Annotated in this window: 10 protein-coding genes; 1 reads left to right on the top strand and 9 read right to left on the bottom strand. The window is 62.0% G+C overall.

All coding sequences use genetic code 11. From position 1 onward, the window contains the following. Positions 1-4: 4 nt before the first annotated feature. The 9 genes from RW112_RS18655 to RW112_RS18615 all read right to left on the bottom strand — a co-directional run bounded on the left by RW112_RS18655 (position 5) and on the right by RW112_RS18615 (position 16,890). Positions 5-817: a GIY-YIG nuclease family protein gene (locus RW112_RS18655; protein WP_317783183.1), complete on the bottom strand. Its 813-nt coding sequence runs from the start codon at positions 815-817 to the stop codon at positions 5-7. Then, entirely contained in the window at positions 814-3,330 is a 2,517-nt protein-coding gene (locus RW112_RS18650) for an N-6 DNA methylase (protein ID WP_317783182.1), read from the bottom strand. Before RW112_RS18650 ends, RW112_RS18655 begins: the two co-directional genes overlap by 4 nt. Positions 3,331-3,343: 13 nt before the next feature. Beyond that, the gene (locus RW112_RS18645) at positions 3,344-6,583 is read right to left on the bottom strand and encodes a type I restriction endonuclease subunit R (RefSeq protein ID WP_317783181.1); all 3,240 of its coding nucleotides are present in this window, start codon (positions 6,581-6,583) and stop codon (positions 3,344-3,346) included. After that, the gene (locus RW112_RS18640) at positions 6,580-7,776 is read right to left on the bottom strand and encodes a restriction endonuclease subunit S (RefSeq protein ID WP_317783180.1); all 1,197 of its coding nucleotides are present in this window, start codon (positions 7,774-7,776) and stop codon (positions 6,580-6,582) included. Before RW112_RS18640 ends, RW112_RS18645 begins: the two co-directional genes overlap by 4 nt. Then, positions 7,773-9,779, bottom strand: a complete 2,007-nt coding sequence (locus RW112_RS18635) for a class I SAM-dependent DNA methyltransferase (protein ID WP_317783179.1) — start codon at positions 9,777-9,779, stop codon at positions 7,773-7,775. The genes RW112_RS18640 and RW112_RS18635 overlap by 4 nt, the downstream gene beginning before the upstream one ends. Before the next feature lie 573 nt (positions 9,780-10,352). Continuing rightward, a protein-coding gene (locus tag RW112_RS18630) for an IS3 family transposase (RefSeq protein WP_317783178.1) occupies positions 10,353-11,497 on the bottom strand; the annotation gives its coding sequence in 2 pieces (ribosomal slippage) (positions 10,353-11,221 and positions 11,221-11,497; 1,146 coding nt in all). A 465-nt stretch (positions 11,498-11,962) separates the two neighbouring features. Continuing rightward, positions 11,963-15,118, bottom strand: a complete 3,156-nt coding sequence (locus RW112_RS18625; RefSeq protein ID WP_317783177.1) for a DUF3427 domain-containing protein — start codon at positions 15,116-15,118, stop codon at positions 11,963-11,965. Positions 15,119-15,415: 297 nt separating this feature from the next. Further along, positions 15,416-15,976, bottom strand: a complete 561-nt coding sequence (locus tag RW112_RS18620) for a hypothetical protein (protein WP_317783176.1) — start codon at positions 15,974-15,976, stop codon at positions 15,416-15,418. Between the two features lie 17 nt (positions 15,977-15,993). Continuing rightward, entirely contained in the window at positions 15,994-16,890 is an 897-nt protein-coding gene (locus RW112_RS18615; protein WP_317783175.1) for a DUF6731 family protein, read from the bottom strand. Between the two features lie 412 nt (positions 16,891-17,302). Here RW112_RS18615 and RW112_RS18610 point away from each other — a divergent pair, with 412 nt between their 5' ends. Continuing rightward, entirely contained in the window at positions 17,303-17,899 is a 597-nt protein-coding gene (locus RW112_RS18610) for a hypothetical protein (RefSeq protein WP_317783174.1), read from the top strand. The last annotated feature ends 150 nt before the right edge of the window (positions 17,900-18,049 follow it).

The raw sequence follows: 18,049 nt of genomic DNA, 5'->3' as shown, positions 1-18,049 counted from the left end.
ACGGTCAGTTCCGGTTCAGGCCGCCCTTCCTCGTGCCGAGGGCGAACTTGAAGTGGCTCTCGGTCTCGTCGATCACCCGTGTCGGGGTGGCAGGATCAAACACTCTGAGAGTCGAGTAGCGGAACGTCGTCGGATCCAGGCCGCGCAATTCGACGTTGCCCCCGTGCCCGTTCGCCGCGTACGCGCCCCAGCGCTGGCGGATGCTCTCCACCCCGTCGGCCTTGCCAACGTACTGCCGGCCATCCAGCATGTCGGTGATCAGGTACACACCCACGACCGATGACAGGGCTGTCCGCCAGGCGGCGTACCGGTGGTCGCGCATCACAGCCTGCAACTGGGCGTGGTCCAGGACGAGGCGGTCGAAGCCCGGGAACGGAATGGGCTGTGCGTCCGCGATCTCCATCACGGGATAGTTTGCTGCCGTGGGGCCGTTGAGCCGCCAGGTACGTGGAGACTTCCAACCGATCACGAGGCGGTTCCTCAGATCGGCCAGAAGGTCCGAGACCACAAGGTCGAACGTGCGGAGAGCGCCGTCGTTCGAGACCTCACCCCGATTCTCCAGGGCCGACCATAACCGGGCACGGTCGCCGCCTTCACGGATGCACACGATCCAGATCCTGGGCGGATTGGCGGGGAAGATTTTTGGTTTCATTGACTGCTGCGAGGTGTATCGCAGGATCTCGGCGTCGGTGGAGTCAGCATGGATGCCTGGCAGACCAGTGTCCTCGTGTTCACGCACGAAGGCGTGGCGGATCACTTGGGCATCAGCAGGGGCGATGCCGGCGCTCCGGAGGATCGCGTCAAGAGTCAGGGTCATTCGAGCACCAAGGCCCCGAACTCTTCGCGGAACCTCGCCGCATCATCTCCGACTTCGCTCTCCGGCCCGTACTGGTAGGTGACCATTCGAACATTGGACCCTTCGGTGCGGTTGTAGAAGTAGCTGGTGTAGTGTGCATTCTTCGGAGCCGCCCGAAGCTGGACAAAATGCCCGACCCGAAGCGGCGACAGAGAGCCGTCCCGCACAAGGTAAAGCTCGCCGTCTAGCATGGCGTCGCCGACGTGGAACTCCTTGGACACAAAGGGCGAGCGGGTGCCGACGGCGACCTCCGCGGATTGGACGTAGCCATCTTTCACACGCCGCGCGGCTCCGGCTCGGACCAGAGGCAACTGCGCCCACACATTCCCCAGGATCCGGCGGATATCGCGGAGATCGGATACAAGCGAGTCGATTCTTATTTGTCGCTCGTCATCCGACACGTGCCCTCCGTGTCCTTGCCAGCGGTTCCGTTTCTGAACTACGTCGTTGAACTTCCTGGCGATCTCCTTCGAGAGCAAGCGCTCGATGGCAGGCTCACGAAGGCCGCTGAAGACCGCGCGCACGCGTGCTGTCTCATCCGGGTCATCGCTGAGCAGCGCGGTCCGGAGGGTCTTCGACGTGTTCTCGACAATGACCATCCAGGTACCCAGCGAGGCACGCTCGATCCCGATGCCATGTTTGAGGAGTGTGCGTCGAATCGCGCTTTCCACCTCGGCGCTGCGGCCCGGGTCGCTTCGGCAGGCTGAGAGTAGAACGGTCGCATGAAAGACTACCAACGCTTCCCAAGCGTGGAGGTATGCCTGCAGCTTGTCCCCGGGCGATGAGGCGGTCTCGGCGGTCCACAGGGCTGATGCCACCGGGAATGGCAGCTCTTCGAGCCATCCGACAAGTGAGTCGTCGAACACCTTGGCGAACTTGTCCACCGCGGCCTCGGCGTCTTCAAGTGAAGCCCAGATACGTTCTCTTTGGCTGCTCAGCTCATCCTGGAACGAGGCCAGACGGTCGTCTGCTTCAGCCAGCGATCGCTGCACATCCAGGGCCGGGACCGGAACGACGAGCTCGTCAGCCCAGCTCATCAGCGAATTCGCGTCCGAACGGAGCATCTTGAAGCTTTGCCCGGTACTGCTTGCTTCGATGGCACTCCATCGGCTTGCGATCCCCTGCTCCGAATTGAGCCACGCTGCAAGGAATCCCGGATCCAGGCGGGCCTGGTCAACGCCGCAGGTGAGGATCCTGCCGCTGGCGTCCATGTCCGGAACGCCCGCAGACGCCCGGCCGCTTCGCGTGGTCGGCACGAAGATCCGTCCCCAATCCGCGTCCTGCGATGGATCTGCCAGCTCAGGCTTAGCCTCGAGGAGCCCGGTGAGCCGCAGTGCCTGCCATCCTCTAGAGCGGATGTCTTTCGGAACGCTCCGCGAGTCGTCGCGCAGGAGGTGCCCGGGATCCAGGTCGATAAACTCTTTAGGCCCTTCAGTAAGGGCGACTCCTGATCCCTGTCCGTACCGGGAGTCGAGCTCTCCTTGGTCAATTACGGTGTCGGCAAACGTCGTGACACGCCATGACAGGGTCTGTCCACTGGGTGTGGTTCGTGAGACGCGCCCTTCCCGGCGAATGAACTTCTGCAGAGTGACGCTGCGGTTCCGCGGACCCTGTTTGCCGGTCCTGAGGCCGGACTCGAGTTCGCGGAGCGCAGTCTCGAGGATCCTCCGGCGACGCTGCTCTGTGGAGTACTGCGTCTGGAAGTCGGCGACAAACGCCTTGCCGCGCCCGGCCTCACCCTCCCTGTTGCTGAAGGTCAGCAGGTACAGAGGAACTGACGTGTTCGGCGCAAGTCCTTCCGGGAGCCGGGTCACTGACTCGAGGAAACCTGCTTCGAGCACGCGTCGCCGGACCTTGGCGGTAGCACCCTTGGCACTGAGCGCGCCTGGATGGACGAGTGCCGCCACCCGACCGCCGCCCTCCGAAGGCGCGCGAAGCTTTTCCAGCGCGAGCGAGATGAACAGCCACGTGCCGTCTTTGTGTTCGGGCAGCCCGAAAGTGAATGCACCGCCTCTCCGCCGGGTTTCGACTGGCCCGCTGGAGCGCCTCCAGTTCAGAGCCCACGGCGCGTCGACGATGACCAGGTCGGCAGCAAAGTCCTTGAAAACATCCACGGCGAGTGTGTCCCCGACCGCGATCTCGGAATCGGGCACAGCAGCAAAGCGGTTCCGCCCCTCAACGACCACAGACTCCGAGATGTCCTGGCCACGGTAGCGTGCCTGCACGCCTGCAGACTGGAGCGCTTCGACAAGGAGCGACCCGGCGAAACCCGTGCCGGCCGCAGGATCCCAGATGTTAACGACTTCATGAGCTGGGTCGAGACGACTGAGACAGCTCACAGCAAGGATTCGTGCGAGCGAGGAACTGGTCGTGTGCTCTTCGGCGAAACGTGAGCCACCGCGAACGGGAATCGGACCTTCCTCCGTGTTGGCGAGGAGATGCTCGACCGCGGGATGCGGTCCTTTTGGTCTCATGTATTGACGCTCATCACGGACGCTCCGCGGGTGAAGCATCATCTTCGCCGCCCTCGGTCTCGTCAGTCACCCGGAGCCGACGCGACTGGTAGAGGTACTCACCGATCAGCCGAATGAACTCGTCAGCGCGATCGTTCTCGCCGATCAATGCCTCCGTGAGCTTCCCGAACGCGCCCTCATTCAATACGGCCGCATCGGTGAGCGTCTCACGCAGTTCCGGGGAAGACATGAACTGATCTAGGGCGTTGTGATCGATCTGGTCGGCGATCCGGGGGTCCTCCTCGGCCATGCCGGCGGCGGCGACGATGAAGCCCTCGATCTGCGGGTCGGCGAACTCGGCACCGAACAGTGCGTTGATCCGGGCCACCACCTGCGACAGCAACTCCTCCTGCGGGTCCTGACCCGAGACCCCCGACCCCACCCCGGTGATGCCACGCAGACCCGGCGTGTCCTGGTCTCCGGACAGACCAATCTCGGCTTTCCCCTGGTCGATCTGCCGGACGCGTCGCAGCTCGAGCCCCGACACGTCGACATCCACCGTGGTCCCATCCGAGGGCAGGAGGCGGGTCAGTTGGCGCAGGAACTCGGCGAGCTTCTCCAGGTCACTGGTGCCGTAGTCGACGACCTGCGACATAAAGTCGTACAGCCGCACGTACGAGCCGCAGTCCTTGCGGAACGTCCGCAGTTCGTCGAGCGCCTGGCTGTCGTGCTGCTCGCCCGCTTCCGCCCACCGGCTCGCGAACTCGTCGCGCGCGGGCGTTACGGCGGCCACGAGGGCTGCGTGGGACTGGGTCGGGGTCCACCATGCCCTGGCGTAGCGCTCCACGTCCGCCGGAGTGTAGATCCGCGCCTGTGAGAGCTTTGTTGCGAGCCGGTGCACGAGGTTCGGATCAGTCTCCGTTTCAACGTAGGCCTCGAGGTAATACGCGAGGAACGCCTCCCGGATCTCGCTCGGATCGTTGACGAAGTCGAGCACATATGTGCGGTTCTTCAGCTCTCCCGAGGGTGCACGGTATGTGCGGTTCAGCCGTGACAGCGTCTGTACCGCGTGGACATCCGGGAGGCGCTTGTCGACGTACATGGCGCACAGCAGCGGCTGGTCAAAGCCGGTCTGGAACTTGTCCGCCACCAGCATCAGCCGGTACTCCGGGCGGCGGAACTCCTTCGCCAGGTCCGAACCGAGGCCGGGGTTCATGGACGCCTCTGTGACGTCGACCAGTCCGTACTCGTCGTCACTGATCTTGTCGCTGAACGCGACGATGGACTGGTAGCCGTACCCCCTCTGCGCCAGGTACTTATCCACCTCTACTTTGTACCGCACGGCCGCCTGGCGGGAATCGGTAACGACCATGGCCTTTGCGTGCCCGTCGAGGAGATGGGCGACGTTGGCCCGGAAATGCTCGACGATGATCTCGACTTTCTGGCCGACGTTGGTCGGGTGCAGCTTCGCGAACCGCATGATCTTGCGCGTCGCCGCTTGAGGGTCCACGAGCCTGTCCTCGTCTCCGGCTTCGTTTTCAGTGATGCTGGTGACGATGCCGTCATCACCGCGTTGCTCGATCTCGAACGCCGTCCTGTAGGTCTGGTACCCCCGCAGCACGTCGAGGATGAAGCCCTCTTCGATAGCCTGGCGCATTGGGTATACGTCGAACGAGACCGGCTTGCCCTCGTCATTGCTCCGCCCGAAGAGTTCCTTCGTCTTCGCCTTGGGCGTCGCCGTGAACGCCAGCAGTGACACATTCCGAGCGCCGGCGCGCGCCGCGGTCTCCTGGGCGATCTGCTGCTCACGAGCCACGTCGGATTCGACCATCTGGTTGACGATGTCCTGGCTGTCCAGCTCGTCTTCGTCGGTAAGCTGACCGCCTTGGGTGAGAACCTTCTTCAGATCCGCCGCCGTCTTGCCCGACTGCGAGGTGTGAGCCTCGTCGACGATAACCGCGAAGTTCCGGTCGCCCAGCGTCGTCTCCAGCAGCCCCTTCAGATACGGGAAGGTCTGGATTGTGACCACGATGATCAGCGCTGACCCGGTCAGCGCGTCCAAAAGTGCCCGCGACTTCGAACCGCCGGAGCGCCGCACTGCTGAGGAGTCGATTACAGCCACGGTCCCGACCGTGTCGTCGACCTGCTCCACCGCCTGCTGTAGCTGAGCATCAAGGACCCGGCGGTCCGAGACGATCAGGACCTTGTCGAAAATCTTCTCGTTCGCCTGGTCGTGGAGCCGGGCCAACCGGTGCGCGGTCCACGCAATCGTATTTGTCTTCCCCGAACCCGCAGAGTGCTCGATCAGGTAACGACGCCCCGGGCCCTCTTCGGTGATCGCGCCGACGAGCTTCGTCACCGCACACCATTGGTGGAAGCGCGGGAACATCAGCGTCGTCGAGCGTTTGATGCGGCCGGTGACCGGGTGCTCGTCGGCTTCGGTCTTGACGAACATCTGCGATCCCAGGATCGCCAGCCAAGTGTCGCGCTGCAGGATGTCCTCCCACAAGTACGACGTGGAAGGGCCATGCGGGTTTTGGGGGTTGCCTGCCGCGCCCGTGTCCTCGTGCCCCCGGTTGAACGGGAGGAAATACGTCTTCTCCCCGGCCAGCTTCGTCGTCATATGGACCTGGTCGTCGTCGACAGCGAAGTGCACCAGCGCTCTGTTGCCGAAGCCGAGAAGGGGCTGCCCGGCCGGGTCCCGGTCCTTGCGGTACTGCGTCACCGCCGTGCGCCACTCCTGCTTGAAGAACGACTTCAGTTCCAGCGTGGCCACCGGCAGGCCGTTGACGAAGAACACCAGGTCGATCGACCGGTTGTCCCCGCGCTTTGGCGAGAAGTGAACCTGACGGACGACCCTCAGCCGCACCTTGCCGTAGTGCTTGGTGACGTCCCGGTTCAGCGTCGTCGCCGGCTTGAACTGACACATCCTCAGATGGGCAGTTGCACCCCTGGTGTGGGAGAACTTCCGACGCAGCACGTTCAGCGTCCCGCCGCCCGAGCTCATCGGCGTGTCCAGACGAGACACGAGGGATGACAGCAACGCCTCACGGTCCGCAGCCTCGGCCGCCGTACCCACGCGGACGACTTTGGCGAACTCGTCCGGCTGCGTCTCGCTCAGCCACCAGTGAACGTCCTCGGGCCAGATCGCCCGTTGGGCGTCGTATCCCTCGTCGTTCTCGCTGTATTCCCATCCATGCGCCGCCAGGTACCCTGCGATCTCGGTCTCGAACGCCTCTTCGCGCGTAGCGTCGGGTCCTGTCATCGTCGTCATGCCGCCTTTCGTGCCGTGCGTACGTCGATCTGCCCTGTGGCTGCCGCCGTGATTAGGGCCGATCGGCGCTCCCTTGCGAGGGAGATGTGCTCCTCTGCCTTGGAGATGAGGGCGTCGATCGCGTCAGTCTCCGCCTTGATCTGCGAAGCGGCACGGCGTTGCGTGGTCAAAGGCGGAACGCTGACCTCGATGTCGGCGAGGTCCTGCCAATACAACCGCCATTGGGATGGCCGGATCCCTCGGGACCGGACTCTGTACTGTAGGACCATCTGAGGTGAGCGCAGTAGAAAGTGAGCAAACCCAGGGTCCAGGTCCGTGGTACTTGGCCGGAGGACCTCATAATCGGCGCTAACGATACCCCGGTGGACGGACACTCCCAGTGAGCCCTGCCATGCCTTCATCTTGTTAACGACCAAGTCATCGGGCCGAACCAAGAGGTATCTTTCGACATTCTCGGGAGTTTTATTGAAGTTATCCGATCTGGACGACTTCGGGATGACGCCGTGCTCTCGGTACACGGAGAGCACTTCCTCGTTTGGATTGTTCGCATCATTAGACGGACGGTATAACCAACGCAATCGACACCGCTCCCCCTGAACGCCTGCCAGAACGTCATCAAGAACGGAGCGCTTTCTTTCGGCGAGCAGTGTTACCAATTCCTCCTGCTTGGCCACGAGCGCGTCGATCTGGGCCGTCTCATGGTCTAGGAATTCAGCGATGGCTCGCTGCTCATCGATTGGTGGGAGGACGAATGGCATGTCCGTCAACATCCATCGGCGCACAGAATCGACTGTGGTCCGGGCGGAACCATCCTGCGCCATCAACCTGAAGAAGGAGGAGAAGTAGTAGAAGAAGTACCGAGGAAGAACTCCACGGAAATTGGTAAGCACATAGACACGCTGATGCGCGTGGAACTTGCCGCGAACGTGGTGGAAGACTTCTCCCACCGCACCATCACCAGCGGTAAGTACCGCCTCGGTGTTGAAAGTAAACCCTGTGCTACCGAGCGGCTTCGGTGATCGGACGTAGAAGTCATATTCACCGTCTGGCTCTGCATCCTGAGTGTCGCCTGACCCAGTCGCAACATCGCAGATGAAGCGGAGCCTGGTGATAGACCAATCTTCGGGAACCTCGCCCAGCCACCGGTTCCCGACATGTTTAATCACACGAGATGGGGATACCGTGGTACTCACGCTTCCACCTGCCGGAGCAACTCCATGATCTCGCCGATGACTCGTTCAAGATCCGCGTCGATCTCCTTGAGTGGCCTTGGCGGTTCGTAGTTGTAGAAGTGGCGGGTGAAGGGGATCTCGTAGCCCGTCTTGGTCTTGTCCCAGTCAATCCACGCGTCGTCGACATGAGGCTTCACCTCGGCTTCGAAGTACGCCTGCACCGTCTCTGTTAGCGCGTCGTGGGTCTTCGGGTACCCGCCCCACCCGAACGGTACGTTCTCAGTGTCGCGTAGAGCCGGATTCGGCTCTGGTTCGCCCTTGTTTTTACCCGAGGAGGCACGGCAGATGTCGGCCGTCTCGTCGTGGACGCCGATGGCCTGCCACAGCGACTTGCTCTGCGCGGCGGTCAGCCGCACACCGTGGTCTTTGAGGTGTTTGCCGAGCGCGTGATTGAACTTCTCACGATTCAGGTACGCCTCGTCGCCGAATGCCTTCAGTGCGTCGATGAGCCGGTCGATCGGGCCGAGCTTTTTGTCGTCGGCGACTTCGCTGATCCGCTCGGGTGTGCACTCGAACCGCAGCTGGAGGGGACGTTCTACGGTTACCGTCCAGTAGGCGAAGTCGCGGTTGGCGAAAACCTTGACGGGAACACGGATCTCGTCGTCTGCAGCTTCGTCACCTGTGAAGGCGCGAACGATCGCTGTGCGCTTCTTGTCCTCAATCTCGACCCGCTTCGAGCCGATCGTCTTTCGCAGCTTCGATCCCAGGCCAGTGGCATCAATGAGCTGCACCGTGCCCTTGCGCTCCGTGGGCTTTGCGTTCGACAGGATCCACAGGTAGGTGGATATGCCAGTGTTGTAGAACATGTCGTTCGGGAGCGCGACGATCGCCTCTAGGAGGTCGTTCTCCAACATGTGACCGCGAATCTCCGACGGGCCGGAGCCGGCACCCCCGTTGAAGAGCGGCGAGCCGTTGAGAACGATGCCGGCTTTGCCACCGCGGCCCGTCTCGTCGACGTCACGCATCTTTGACGCGACGTGCAGCAGGAACAGCATGGCCGCATCGCCGACCGCAGGTAACCCTGGCGCGAACCGGCCCTGGCCGCCGCGGGCGTGCTCTTCCTTTACCTTCTTTTCGACAGCCTTCCAGTCGGTCCCGAATGGCGGGTTGGAAAGCACATAGTCGAAGCGGCGGCCCTCAAATCGATCGACCAGGAGTGTGTCGCCCTGCCGGACGTTCGAAGGGTCCTGCCCCGTGATAAGGAGGTCAGCCTTGCAGATGGCGTAGGTCCGCGGATTGATCTCCTGCCCGAACAGAGCCGTCGAGGCGTCGGGGTTGAAATCCCGCAGATGCTCGTCGGCGACAGTCAGCATGCCGCCGGTGCCGACTGTGGGGTCGTAGATCGAGCGCACCGTACCGCGCCCGCGCAGGGCTTCGGTGTCCTCTGCGTAGACGAGGTCGACAAGAAGCCGGACAACATCACGTGGCGTGTAGAACTGGCCTGCGCCGTCGTTTGCGGACTCCGCAAACCGGTAGATGAGGTTCTCGAAGAGGTCCCCCATGTCCGCGTTCGACACCGCGTCGGGCGACAGGTCGATCTTCTCGAAGTGCCGCACAACCTGGGCGAGCCGGTCCCGAGCATCGAGCGTGCGGATGACATTCTCGAAGTCGAAAGACTTGAACACGTCGAGGTTGGCTGAGAAACCTCCGACGTAGTCGATGAGGTTCGCCGCGAGGTTGTCCGGGTCCTGTAGCGCCTTTTTCAGCGTGTAGTCACTCGTCGTCCAGAACGACAGGCCAGCGCTCTCGGCCGTGCGGGTCTTGAGCTTCAGATGGGTCCGCCGCTGTTGCTCTCCCTTATACGCGGAGACCACCTCGGCCATCGCTTCCCGATGCGGAGCCATGACGCATTCAAGGCGGCGCAGCACAGTGAACGGCAGGATGACGGAGCCGTATTCGGCCTCGGAATACGGTCCGCGCAGCGTGTCGGCGACACTCCACACGAAGTTGGAAAGGACAGACATGGGGTACTACTCCGGATCTCAAAGACGCTCGCTGCGCGTGGACGGTCACTTCATCTTCTCTTATGAGAGACCCTATCGAGGAGCTCCGACACGATGACGACAACCGTTCGAGGCCTCGTAAAGGCGCGGACATGAAGGCCACGAAAGGAGCAATCTTAGGACACTGACACGCGTCGACCGAGCGGCTCACGATTGGGATTGAGACGTGACCGCACAAACTACCGAGGCTAGATCGGTCGACCCTGAACTACCCCCTTTACGCGTCGATCACACACTCAAGCCGCTAGAACTTCGCGTCGGCCTCGCCCCCATGACGAGAGCGAACGTCACGCTCGAGCACCAGCGAGATGCGCGGCCCGAACGGCGCGACAGCTCCACTGACGCGCTCCGTGGCGTCGAAAGCCCCGCCTGAGCAGCCTTCAAGCTCCGTCAACTTTTGACCTATTCAGCCCTTCAGTGCGATGGCCTCGCCGTCGATGATCGTCGCCGGGTCCAATCCGCACTCGGGGCAGGAGGTCGATCCCGCGAAAGCAGCATGTAGGGGACTGCCCCGGCTTTTGTTGACTCGGGGTCTTAGGCCGCTGCGATCGCGGTCCGGTTGATTGTTTCATATTCGATCGGCGTGAGTTTGCCCAGCCGTCGTTGCCATCGCCGGCGGTGGTAGGTCCGTTCGATCCAGGTCGTGATGGCCAATCGAAGTTCCTGTCTGGTGAGCCACCGCTGACGGTCCAGGACGTTCTTCTGCAGCAGCGAGAAGAACGATTCCATCGCGGCGTTGTCCGCGCACGCACCGACCCTGCCCATTGAGCCTGTCAGCCCATGGTGCCGGAGGGATTCGACGAACCGGCGCGACCTGAACTGGGACCCACGATCCGAATGCACCACGGTCCCTGCCGGGCGGCGTGAGCGCACCGCGTTCTCCAGTGCGGCGACGGCCAGCGACGACTTCATCCGCGAGTCCATCGAATACCCGACGATCCTTCCGGAATAGACATCCTTCACCGCGCAGAGGTAGAGCTTCCCCTCGGCAGTGGGGTGCTCGGTGATGTCCGTCAGCCACAGCTCATTCGGCGCAGCGGCGGTGAAGTCCCGCTCCACCAGGTCGTCGTGGACCGGTGGACCGGGTTGCCGGTTCAGTCCACGCTTCTTGGAAAATACCGACCAAATCCCGTGGTCCCTGCACAAGCGCTGAACCCTGTTCTCACCGGCCATGATGCCCTTCTCGGGGAGTTCGTCGGCGATGAACCGGTACCCGAATGCAGGATCGTCGGCATGGATGTCCAGGGCGGCGTTAAGCAAGTGCGCGTCTACCCAATCCCGTTCCGTGACCGGGCTGGCTCTCCACCGGTAATAGCCTTGCTTGCTGAATCCCAACACCCTGCAGGTCACCGCCACGGGAACACCGTCGGCGGCAAGATCCGTGACCAGCGGGTAGGTCATTTTGGGTTGATGTCCCGTGCCAGATAGGCAGCAGCGCGGCGCAGGATCTCATTCTCCTGCTCCAGCAAGCGGTTGCGCTTCTTCAGCTCCCGCACCTCGGCCGACTCAGCCGCTGCCGGACCGGTCCCGGATTCTTTCCGTTCGGCCATGGCAATCCATCGCTTCAACGTCGCGACCGACAGCCCGAAATCCTTCGCAATCTGCGCCAGCGGCGCCTCGCCCTTGCGGGCCACATCAATAACATCCTGGCGGAACTCCGCCCCATAAGCCGTGGGCATGGTCAACATCCTTCCACGAGCAACAGCTCGTTAGGTCAAGGAGTCAACAAAACCGGGGGCAGTCCCGGGAGTACTGGAAGCCAATCCGGCTTAGTATGTTCGGCTCACCACGCTGTCCAAGGTCCTCCACGGTAAGCGCCCAACCGATTCCGCTGTTCGACGGCCACATCAGATATTGCTATAGCGAATGCGCAGGCGCGCTGTTCCTTTTGAAGATGGCAGAAATCGAGCAGGGTATCGGGCGGCGTGATTGAAGGCACTCTGAGATGACCGTGCGACTCAGCTGCCTCACTGGGAAGAGATCCTTGCTTTGGCTCCAGGGCCGAAAATAACGCCTCTGTGCGGCGAACACTGCGGGCATATGAAGTTGAGCCAAATCCGAGAATTCGGCAGACTAATGCCCCTGGAACTGCGGTTGTGATAACCAGGGCGGCGGATAGTGGTCTTGGCTCGCTGCAGGAGACCCTACTGCGCCACAGCAGCAGCTATCGCGTAGACATCAGCAGGCATCGGCCGGTGTAGTTTCCAGGTGATCGCAATGGGCTTCTCTCCGCTGTGCTGCACGTAGTCGACCTGCCCGAGGCACGTATAGGGAACGGTCAGGCCCGTCTCGTCGTCCGCCGTATCCCTAGTGAAGATCAAGATCTTCGAACCCCGCGAAGCTCGGTCCAGGTACCGCTTCCCCGTCGGGCTCCCCGGCGAGGTCGCGTTCTGCGACTCCCAGTGGAACAGTTCCGGGCTGATGGCGTAGTCCTTGTACATTGTGGTCGCCGAGTGCTTCTTATCGTCCTTGTTAAGCGTGACGAAGAAGGCGTCCGTGGACGTCGCCGGGCACCAGGCCACGCCCTCACGGTGCTGCACGTTCTTGCCCAGCTCCAGCGATCCATATTGCAGGGCCGCAAGGATCTCCTCGCGCCGGTAGGTGGCGTGCGAGAGCAGCGGAACGTGCTGCAGCCCCGCTCCGAGCCCCTTCGCGGCGTGCTTGGACGCGGCCACTCCCAGCTTCACGATCTGGCGGATCTCGCTGCAGACGAACTGATAGCCGCGCAGGTAGTCCAGACCGGCGTCGTACGACTGGAAACCGCCGCCGTCGTCCCACAGCGTATAAAACAGCATCCGGGCGAACGTCCGTTCCCTCATTCCAAGCTCCGCGTAGCGGGGCGCATCGGGGCCGACCAGCATCGAGTACGCCTCGGCGCGTTCCGGGTCGTCCACGTGGATAAGCGCAGCCATGCGGCCCAGGAGCTTCTTCTCATCGGCATCCGAGAGCTCCTGGATCCTCCCGCTGAGGGCCGCCTCCAACGGTGAGAACCCTTCGATCAGCCCCGCCTGGCGAAGGTAACCGGTCCAGGAATCCCTGGTCGAACGGTAGATCGACTTCACGTCGTTCCCGGACTGCTCCAGATAGGCCTCCAGCTCGATCTCCGCATACGAGGCGATGTCCCGGACCAGCTGGGCCCTGTTGAACCGCAGCTGTGCCTTGATGTTGTCCAGCACCACCTGCTGCGCCACCCGGTCCAACACGATCTGCGACCCCGAGGGCAGATAGGGGAACTCATCCTCGACGGCTTTCTCCAGCTCCTTCCGCCCGTAGCCGGTCAGCGCCCGGTATCGCAGATCGAAGCGGAACTCTCGGCGCTGCTGGCCGATGAAATCCATAACCGTCAGCACCGCCTTGCCCTCGGCACGGCGTAGGCCACGTCCCAGCTGCTGGAGGAAGATCGTGGCGCTCTGCGTCGGCCGGAGCAGCAGGATGGTGTCCACCTGCGGCAGGTCCAGGCCTTCGTTGAAGAGGTCCACGGCGAAGATGCAGTTGATCTTCCGCTGTCGGAGGCGTTCCAGCGCCGCCGCGCGGTCGACGTCGCCGGTGCTGCCGTCGACTGCAACGGAAGCGATGCCGGCGCGGTTGAACACCTCGGCCATGTAGTGGGCGTGCTGGACCGAAACGCAGAAGCCGATGGCCCGCATCTGGTCGGTGCTGGTGACCTTGTCGCGGAGTTCGCGGATCACCTTGGCGGCGCGGGCATCGTTGCCGGTGTAGAGGTTGTTCAGCTGTGTGCTGTCGTAATTGCCGCGCTTCCATTCCAGCTGGCTCAGGTCAACGTCGTCTGACACGCCGAAGTAGTGGAACGGCACCAGCAGGTCAGCGTCCAGGGCGTCCCACAATCTCAGCTCGCTGGCAGTGCGGCCGGCGAAGAACTGCTTGGCGACGTCGATGCCGTCGCCGCGTTCCGGCGTCGCGGTCAGGCCGAGGAGTTGCTGCGGCTGGAGATAATCCAGCAGCCGGCGGTAGGTGGGCGCCATGGCGTGGTGGAATTCATCGATGACCACGACGTCGAAGAAGTCTGGCTCCAGCTGCTCGACGCCGAGCGAAGACAGCGACTGGACGGAGGCGAAGATGTGCTTCCACTGTGCGGGTTTGTGTTCCCCGACGTAGAGTTCGCCGAAGGTGCCGTCCTGCATGACGTCACGGTAGGTGCGCATCGCCTGTTTCAGGATTTCCTGCCGGTGGGCAACGAAGAGCAGCTTCAGATCACGGCCGGCAGCCTCGCACAGGCGCTTGTAGTCCAGGGCAGCAATGACGGTCTTGCCGGTGCCGGTGGCCGCGACCACGAGGTTGTGGTTGAAGCCCTTGAGACGCTCGGCTTCCAGATCCTCAAGCATCTCCTCCTGGTGGAGGAACGGCTGGACTTCGAGGCCGGTGGACGCGTCCGAGTCGGCCGTACGCCGGCCGCCGTTGCGCTCCAGGGCTGCGTCCAGCTTGTCGCCGTCGCGCTCCGGATCGTAGCCCTGGAAGGCTCGCTGCTCCCAGTAGCTGTCGAAGGTGACCTCGAACTTCTGCAGCAGTGTAGGTGTGCCGACTGAACTGAGCCTGACATTCCATTCGAGGCCCTCCAGGAGGGCAGCCTGGCTGAGGTTGGAGCTGCCGACGTAGGCGGTGTCAAAGCCCGTGTTACGGCGGAACAGCCAGGCCTTGGCGTGCAGTCGGGTGGCCTGGGTTTCGTAGTTGATCTTCACTTCGGCGCCGTATCTGTTGACGAGCTCGTCAATGGCTCGGCGTTCGGTGGCGCCCATGTAGGTGGTGGTGATGACTCGGAGTCTGGCTCCGCGCTCCTTGAGCTCTTCGAGCGCCGGCTGGAGAAGGCGGAGGCCGGTCCAGCGGACGAAGGCGCAGAGCAGGTCGACGGTGTTTGCGGACTCTATCTCGGCCCGGAGCTCGGCGGCGAGGTTCGGATCGTCCTTGCTGTTGGTGAGCAAGGCTGAGTCGCTGAGCTTGGTTGCGGGACGACGGAGTTTCCGCCGCTTGAGCGCGTCCGGGCGATGGAGGGACTGGAGTTGAGCGGGGCCGGGTGCGATACGGTCCGTCGTGTTCAGTTCTTGGAGGATGCGGTTTGCTAGGGCGACTCTGCCCGTTGGCTTGGCGGCGGCGAGAGCTTGGCGGACGGCGTCGGCGACATGGCGGGTGAGGATGTCCGGGGTGTCTTCGACTGCTATGTCCACGAAGATCGGCTGAAAATCCGGATTCTCGTTCACGAGATTGCCGAGCGCATCTGTGTTGAGAAGTTCGTACAAGCCCTCAGACAGCCGCTCTGCTGCCTCTCCCCCAATATTGTTAGTCACTGCGCCAGGTTACTGGACCCGCAGCCGAATCTGACTAGCGGCTCTGATGTGGTCCGCTGGAGTCGACGAAAGATATTTCAGTCAACTCGGCTGGCCCCTGTGGTTCGCTGTGTCATTGGGCCTTTATTGGCGGCGAGGAGCCCGCCCAAAAGAGTGAAGGTCCGTTAGAACACCGGTGCGATGCCGGCCGCCCGTCTGAGTCCAAGGTGAAGCGTTGACAGCTTATTTTCGAGTGGTCAGAGCACGGCCCCCGTTCCCCTCGACGGCCCTTCATGCACGGAACTTAGGGACGGGCGCCTAGCCGTTCGTCCTTTTCCGGCCGAACGGCGGAATTGGTTTCACGTTGCTTTCGTCGATGGCTCGGGCGTCTTCGAGCTTGACCAGATGCATCAGTCTGCGCATCAACCAGATCATCCGCACGGTAGCATGAACCAAAAGTCCAAGTGCCAGTTCGATTAGCCATGGCACTGCGATTAGTTCCTTGGCCGTTGAAAACAGCGCAGCAATCAGACAGAGACCGACGGCGGCGAAAGCGGACGACATGGTCGAAACCCAGTTGGCCTGCAGCGCTTTACCGCCTCGAGCTCTGAACATGCGGAAGCGGGACGAGCTAGAGTCCAGGCCGAAAATAATGATTACGCCGGCGAAACCGCCAACGAGGCTGGACGAACCCGCTATTCCTAGGCAAAGCGACGCGATAGGGTCCGCCCGGGCTGGATCCATCAGCGCTACCCAAACGTTCGGTATAGCGGCGAAACCGGTAAGCAGAGCATGTGCGGCTACAAGTACGGCCATGGCCGAAGTAACTACAAGGGGGTGGTCCTGTACGAAACCGAGCAACTTGCCCAACTGCTTCACCTGACCTACTTGGAACTTTAGAGTTTACCTTGCCTGTATTTTTGAATGGCCGAACCGAGTGCGATCAGTGCAGAGTTCAAACTGGGCTCTTCGCCTTCCGGGGCATCGATGACCTCGCGGCTCGTTACCTTGTCGTTGAGGAAATCGACCTGTTCTCGCTTAGTTTCTCCATTTTGATCGACTATAAGGGTGGCCGATGACTTTTTGAACGTGGCATTGGCCATGAAGCTTTCCAGCTGCCCCTTCAGCTCTTCGGCGGCCATGGTATCCGGGGTTGCGTGGCCGAAACTTAGTATCAGTTCCATCGACAAATCTCCCGAAACCTCTTCGACGGCCTCCATGGCCTGGCCAATGGCACCTGCGCTGGATCCCGCCCCTAGAGCATGCGGCTCTACCTTAATATGGACCCGGGACACGCCGAACGACTCCCGTAAACGCTCCAGGCCGTCCTTCTTTACCAACGGACGCAGCTTGTAGAACGGCCCCTTAACCCCAACGGCCGTTACCTCGTTGATCCAAGTTTCAATGCCGGACCACGTCGGGCCTCCGGAGGACCGAAGGAAGGCAGCAAAGTTGCTGCCGTCGATGCCGGCTATGTAGACAGGTTCAAGCAGACCGTGGATGTTCGGCACATCGGACAGAGCTCCAACCGTGCCCAGCTCGTCTTGAACGTCCGGCCAATCAATTTCCGGCCGCGACCGCCCCAAATAGATGTAGTCGAGGAGTGTCTTGACGTCTGAACGAGCTTCGCCCAGCAGAAGGTTTCCCCGGTAGAACGTGCTACGTTCCTCTTCCTGCGCACCCTTCAGATGCGAAGCCAGCTGGTCCCAGAACCCGTCGGCCAAAGCCACAGCGTCGCCGCCGGCAGTCTCCTGGAAGACCTCCATGAAATAGACCGTGCGCTTCTTACTCAACCGGTTCCCCCTTGTAATCACGGCTTCACACAGCAGAGCGCCGTAGATCGCCGACAGCGCTGATCCACCAGCGCAAAACTATGTAGATCCTACAGCCCAGTCCAACGTGGGCACGGCCAGACGCTTCGCCTGAATCAGAAGGAAATAGTTGCGACGCAATCGTCAGTCGCCTAGCTGGCCGAGTGAGGACCTATATAGTTACCGGCGACAAGATGCAATGACAGGGGCGACGATCATGCAGGCGCAAGAACCACATCAAACACCTCCGCAGGCTACTGTGTCGCGTTCGACTGCGATAAAGCTGGGCGGACTCGTGCTGAGCGCTCTGACCTTCAATTGGTTGTCGGAGCTGTGGGCACCCGCAGCGCCTGTCGTCATCGTATTGGCACTAGTGAGTCTCGGGCTCCTGTCCATGAGTGATTCCGACAGATTCGAACGCTCGCCCTCATTTGCGTGGATTAGTTCACTCAAGCACGATCGCTTGGTGGAGCTGTCGCTCGCTGCCCTCGTCCTGGGATCCATCATTGCTGCGATTTCACTCATTCCTATTTGGCCCACGGAGCATTTTGCGGTTCCGCTACCGGAGCCGCTTGAGGACTTGGGCCTGAGCGGCGGCATGGCCAACAACTACGAACTGGGCGCGATTGCGTCGATAGTGCTAATGGTCACTTTGGCTGCCTACAAAGCGCCGAGTTTACGCCGCCAGGGCGCATTCCTAGTGTCAGCCATTTACGGTATGGCCTTGGGATTTACCTACCTTCGCCCCCACGAAAACGTCTTCATCTTGACGTTCACGGGCAGCCTCGCTGCTGCTTCGCTGGCCACTGTCCTGATAGTTGCGCTGCCGAGGATGTTTGACGTACTCAAGTCGTTCTGGGGCCTGAAAAACACGCGCGAGGAAAAACCCGCCGAGGCACAGCCAGAAGCCCACCGCAGCGATGCCGGCGTCGCAGGTGACCAGCGGCGGCACCTCCCGCCCCAGACGGAATCCGCCGCTACCGAGCCCTGAGGCATCGCTATTGGGCAAGTGATCAGGACTAGTGACAGATCGCCGCGCGACTTGATCCGCAGGCCGCCGCCTGCCCGCCCTGCTAACGGGCGCATTCTGAGCCGTTCCGGCACGGGAGCAGGCACAGCAGAGCAAGCTCTAGGCATCGCT

The sequence above is a fragment of the Arthrobacter sp. B10-11 genome, from assembly GCF_033142195.1.
In the GTDB taxonomy this organism is placed as follows: Bacteria; Actinomycetota; Actinomycetes; order Actinomycetales; family Micrococcaceae; genus Arthrobacter; species Arthrobacter oryzae_C.
This window is presented reverse-complemented; position numbering and strand designations above follow the sequence as displayed.

Bases quoted from the DNA above. Each gene is read 5' to 3' on its own strand.
- RW112_RS18655 (WP_317783183.1), bottom strand. From the start codon at position 817: ATGACCCTGACTCTTGACGCGATCCTCCGGAGCGCCGGCATCGCCCCT.
- RW112_RS18650 (WP_317783182.1), bottom strand. From the start codon at position 3,330: ATGAGACCAAAAGGACCGCATCCCGCGGTCGAGCATCTCCTCGCCAAC.
- RW112_RS18645 (WP_317783181.1), bottom strand. From the start codon at position 6,583: ATGACGACGATGACAGGACCCGACGCTACGCGCGAAGAGGCGTTCGAG.
- RW112_RS18635 (WP_317783179.1), bottom strand. From the start codon at position 9,779: ATGTCTGTCCTTTCCAACTTCGTGTGGAGTGTCGCCGACACGCTGCGC.
- RW112_RS18610 (WP_317783174.1), top strand. From the start codon at position 17,303: ATGAGTGATTCCGACAGATTCGAACGCTCGCCCTCATTTGCGTGGATT.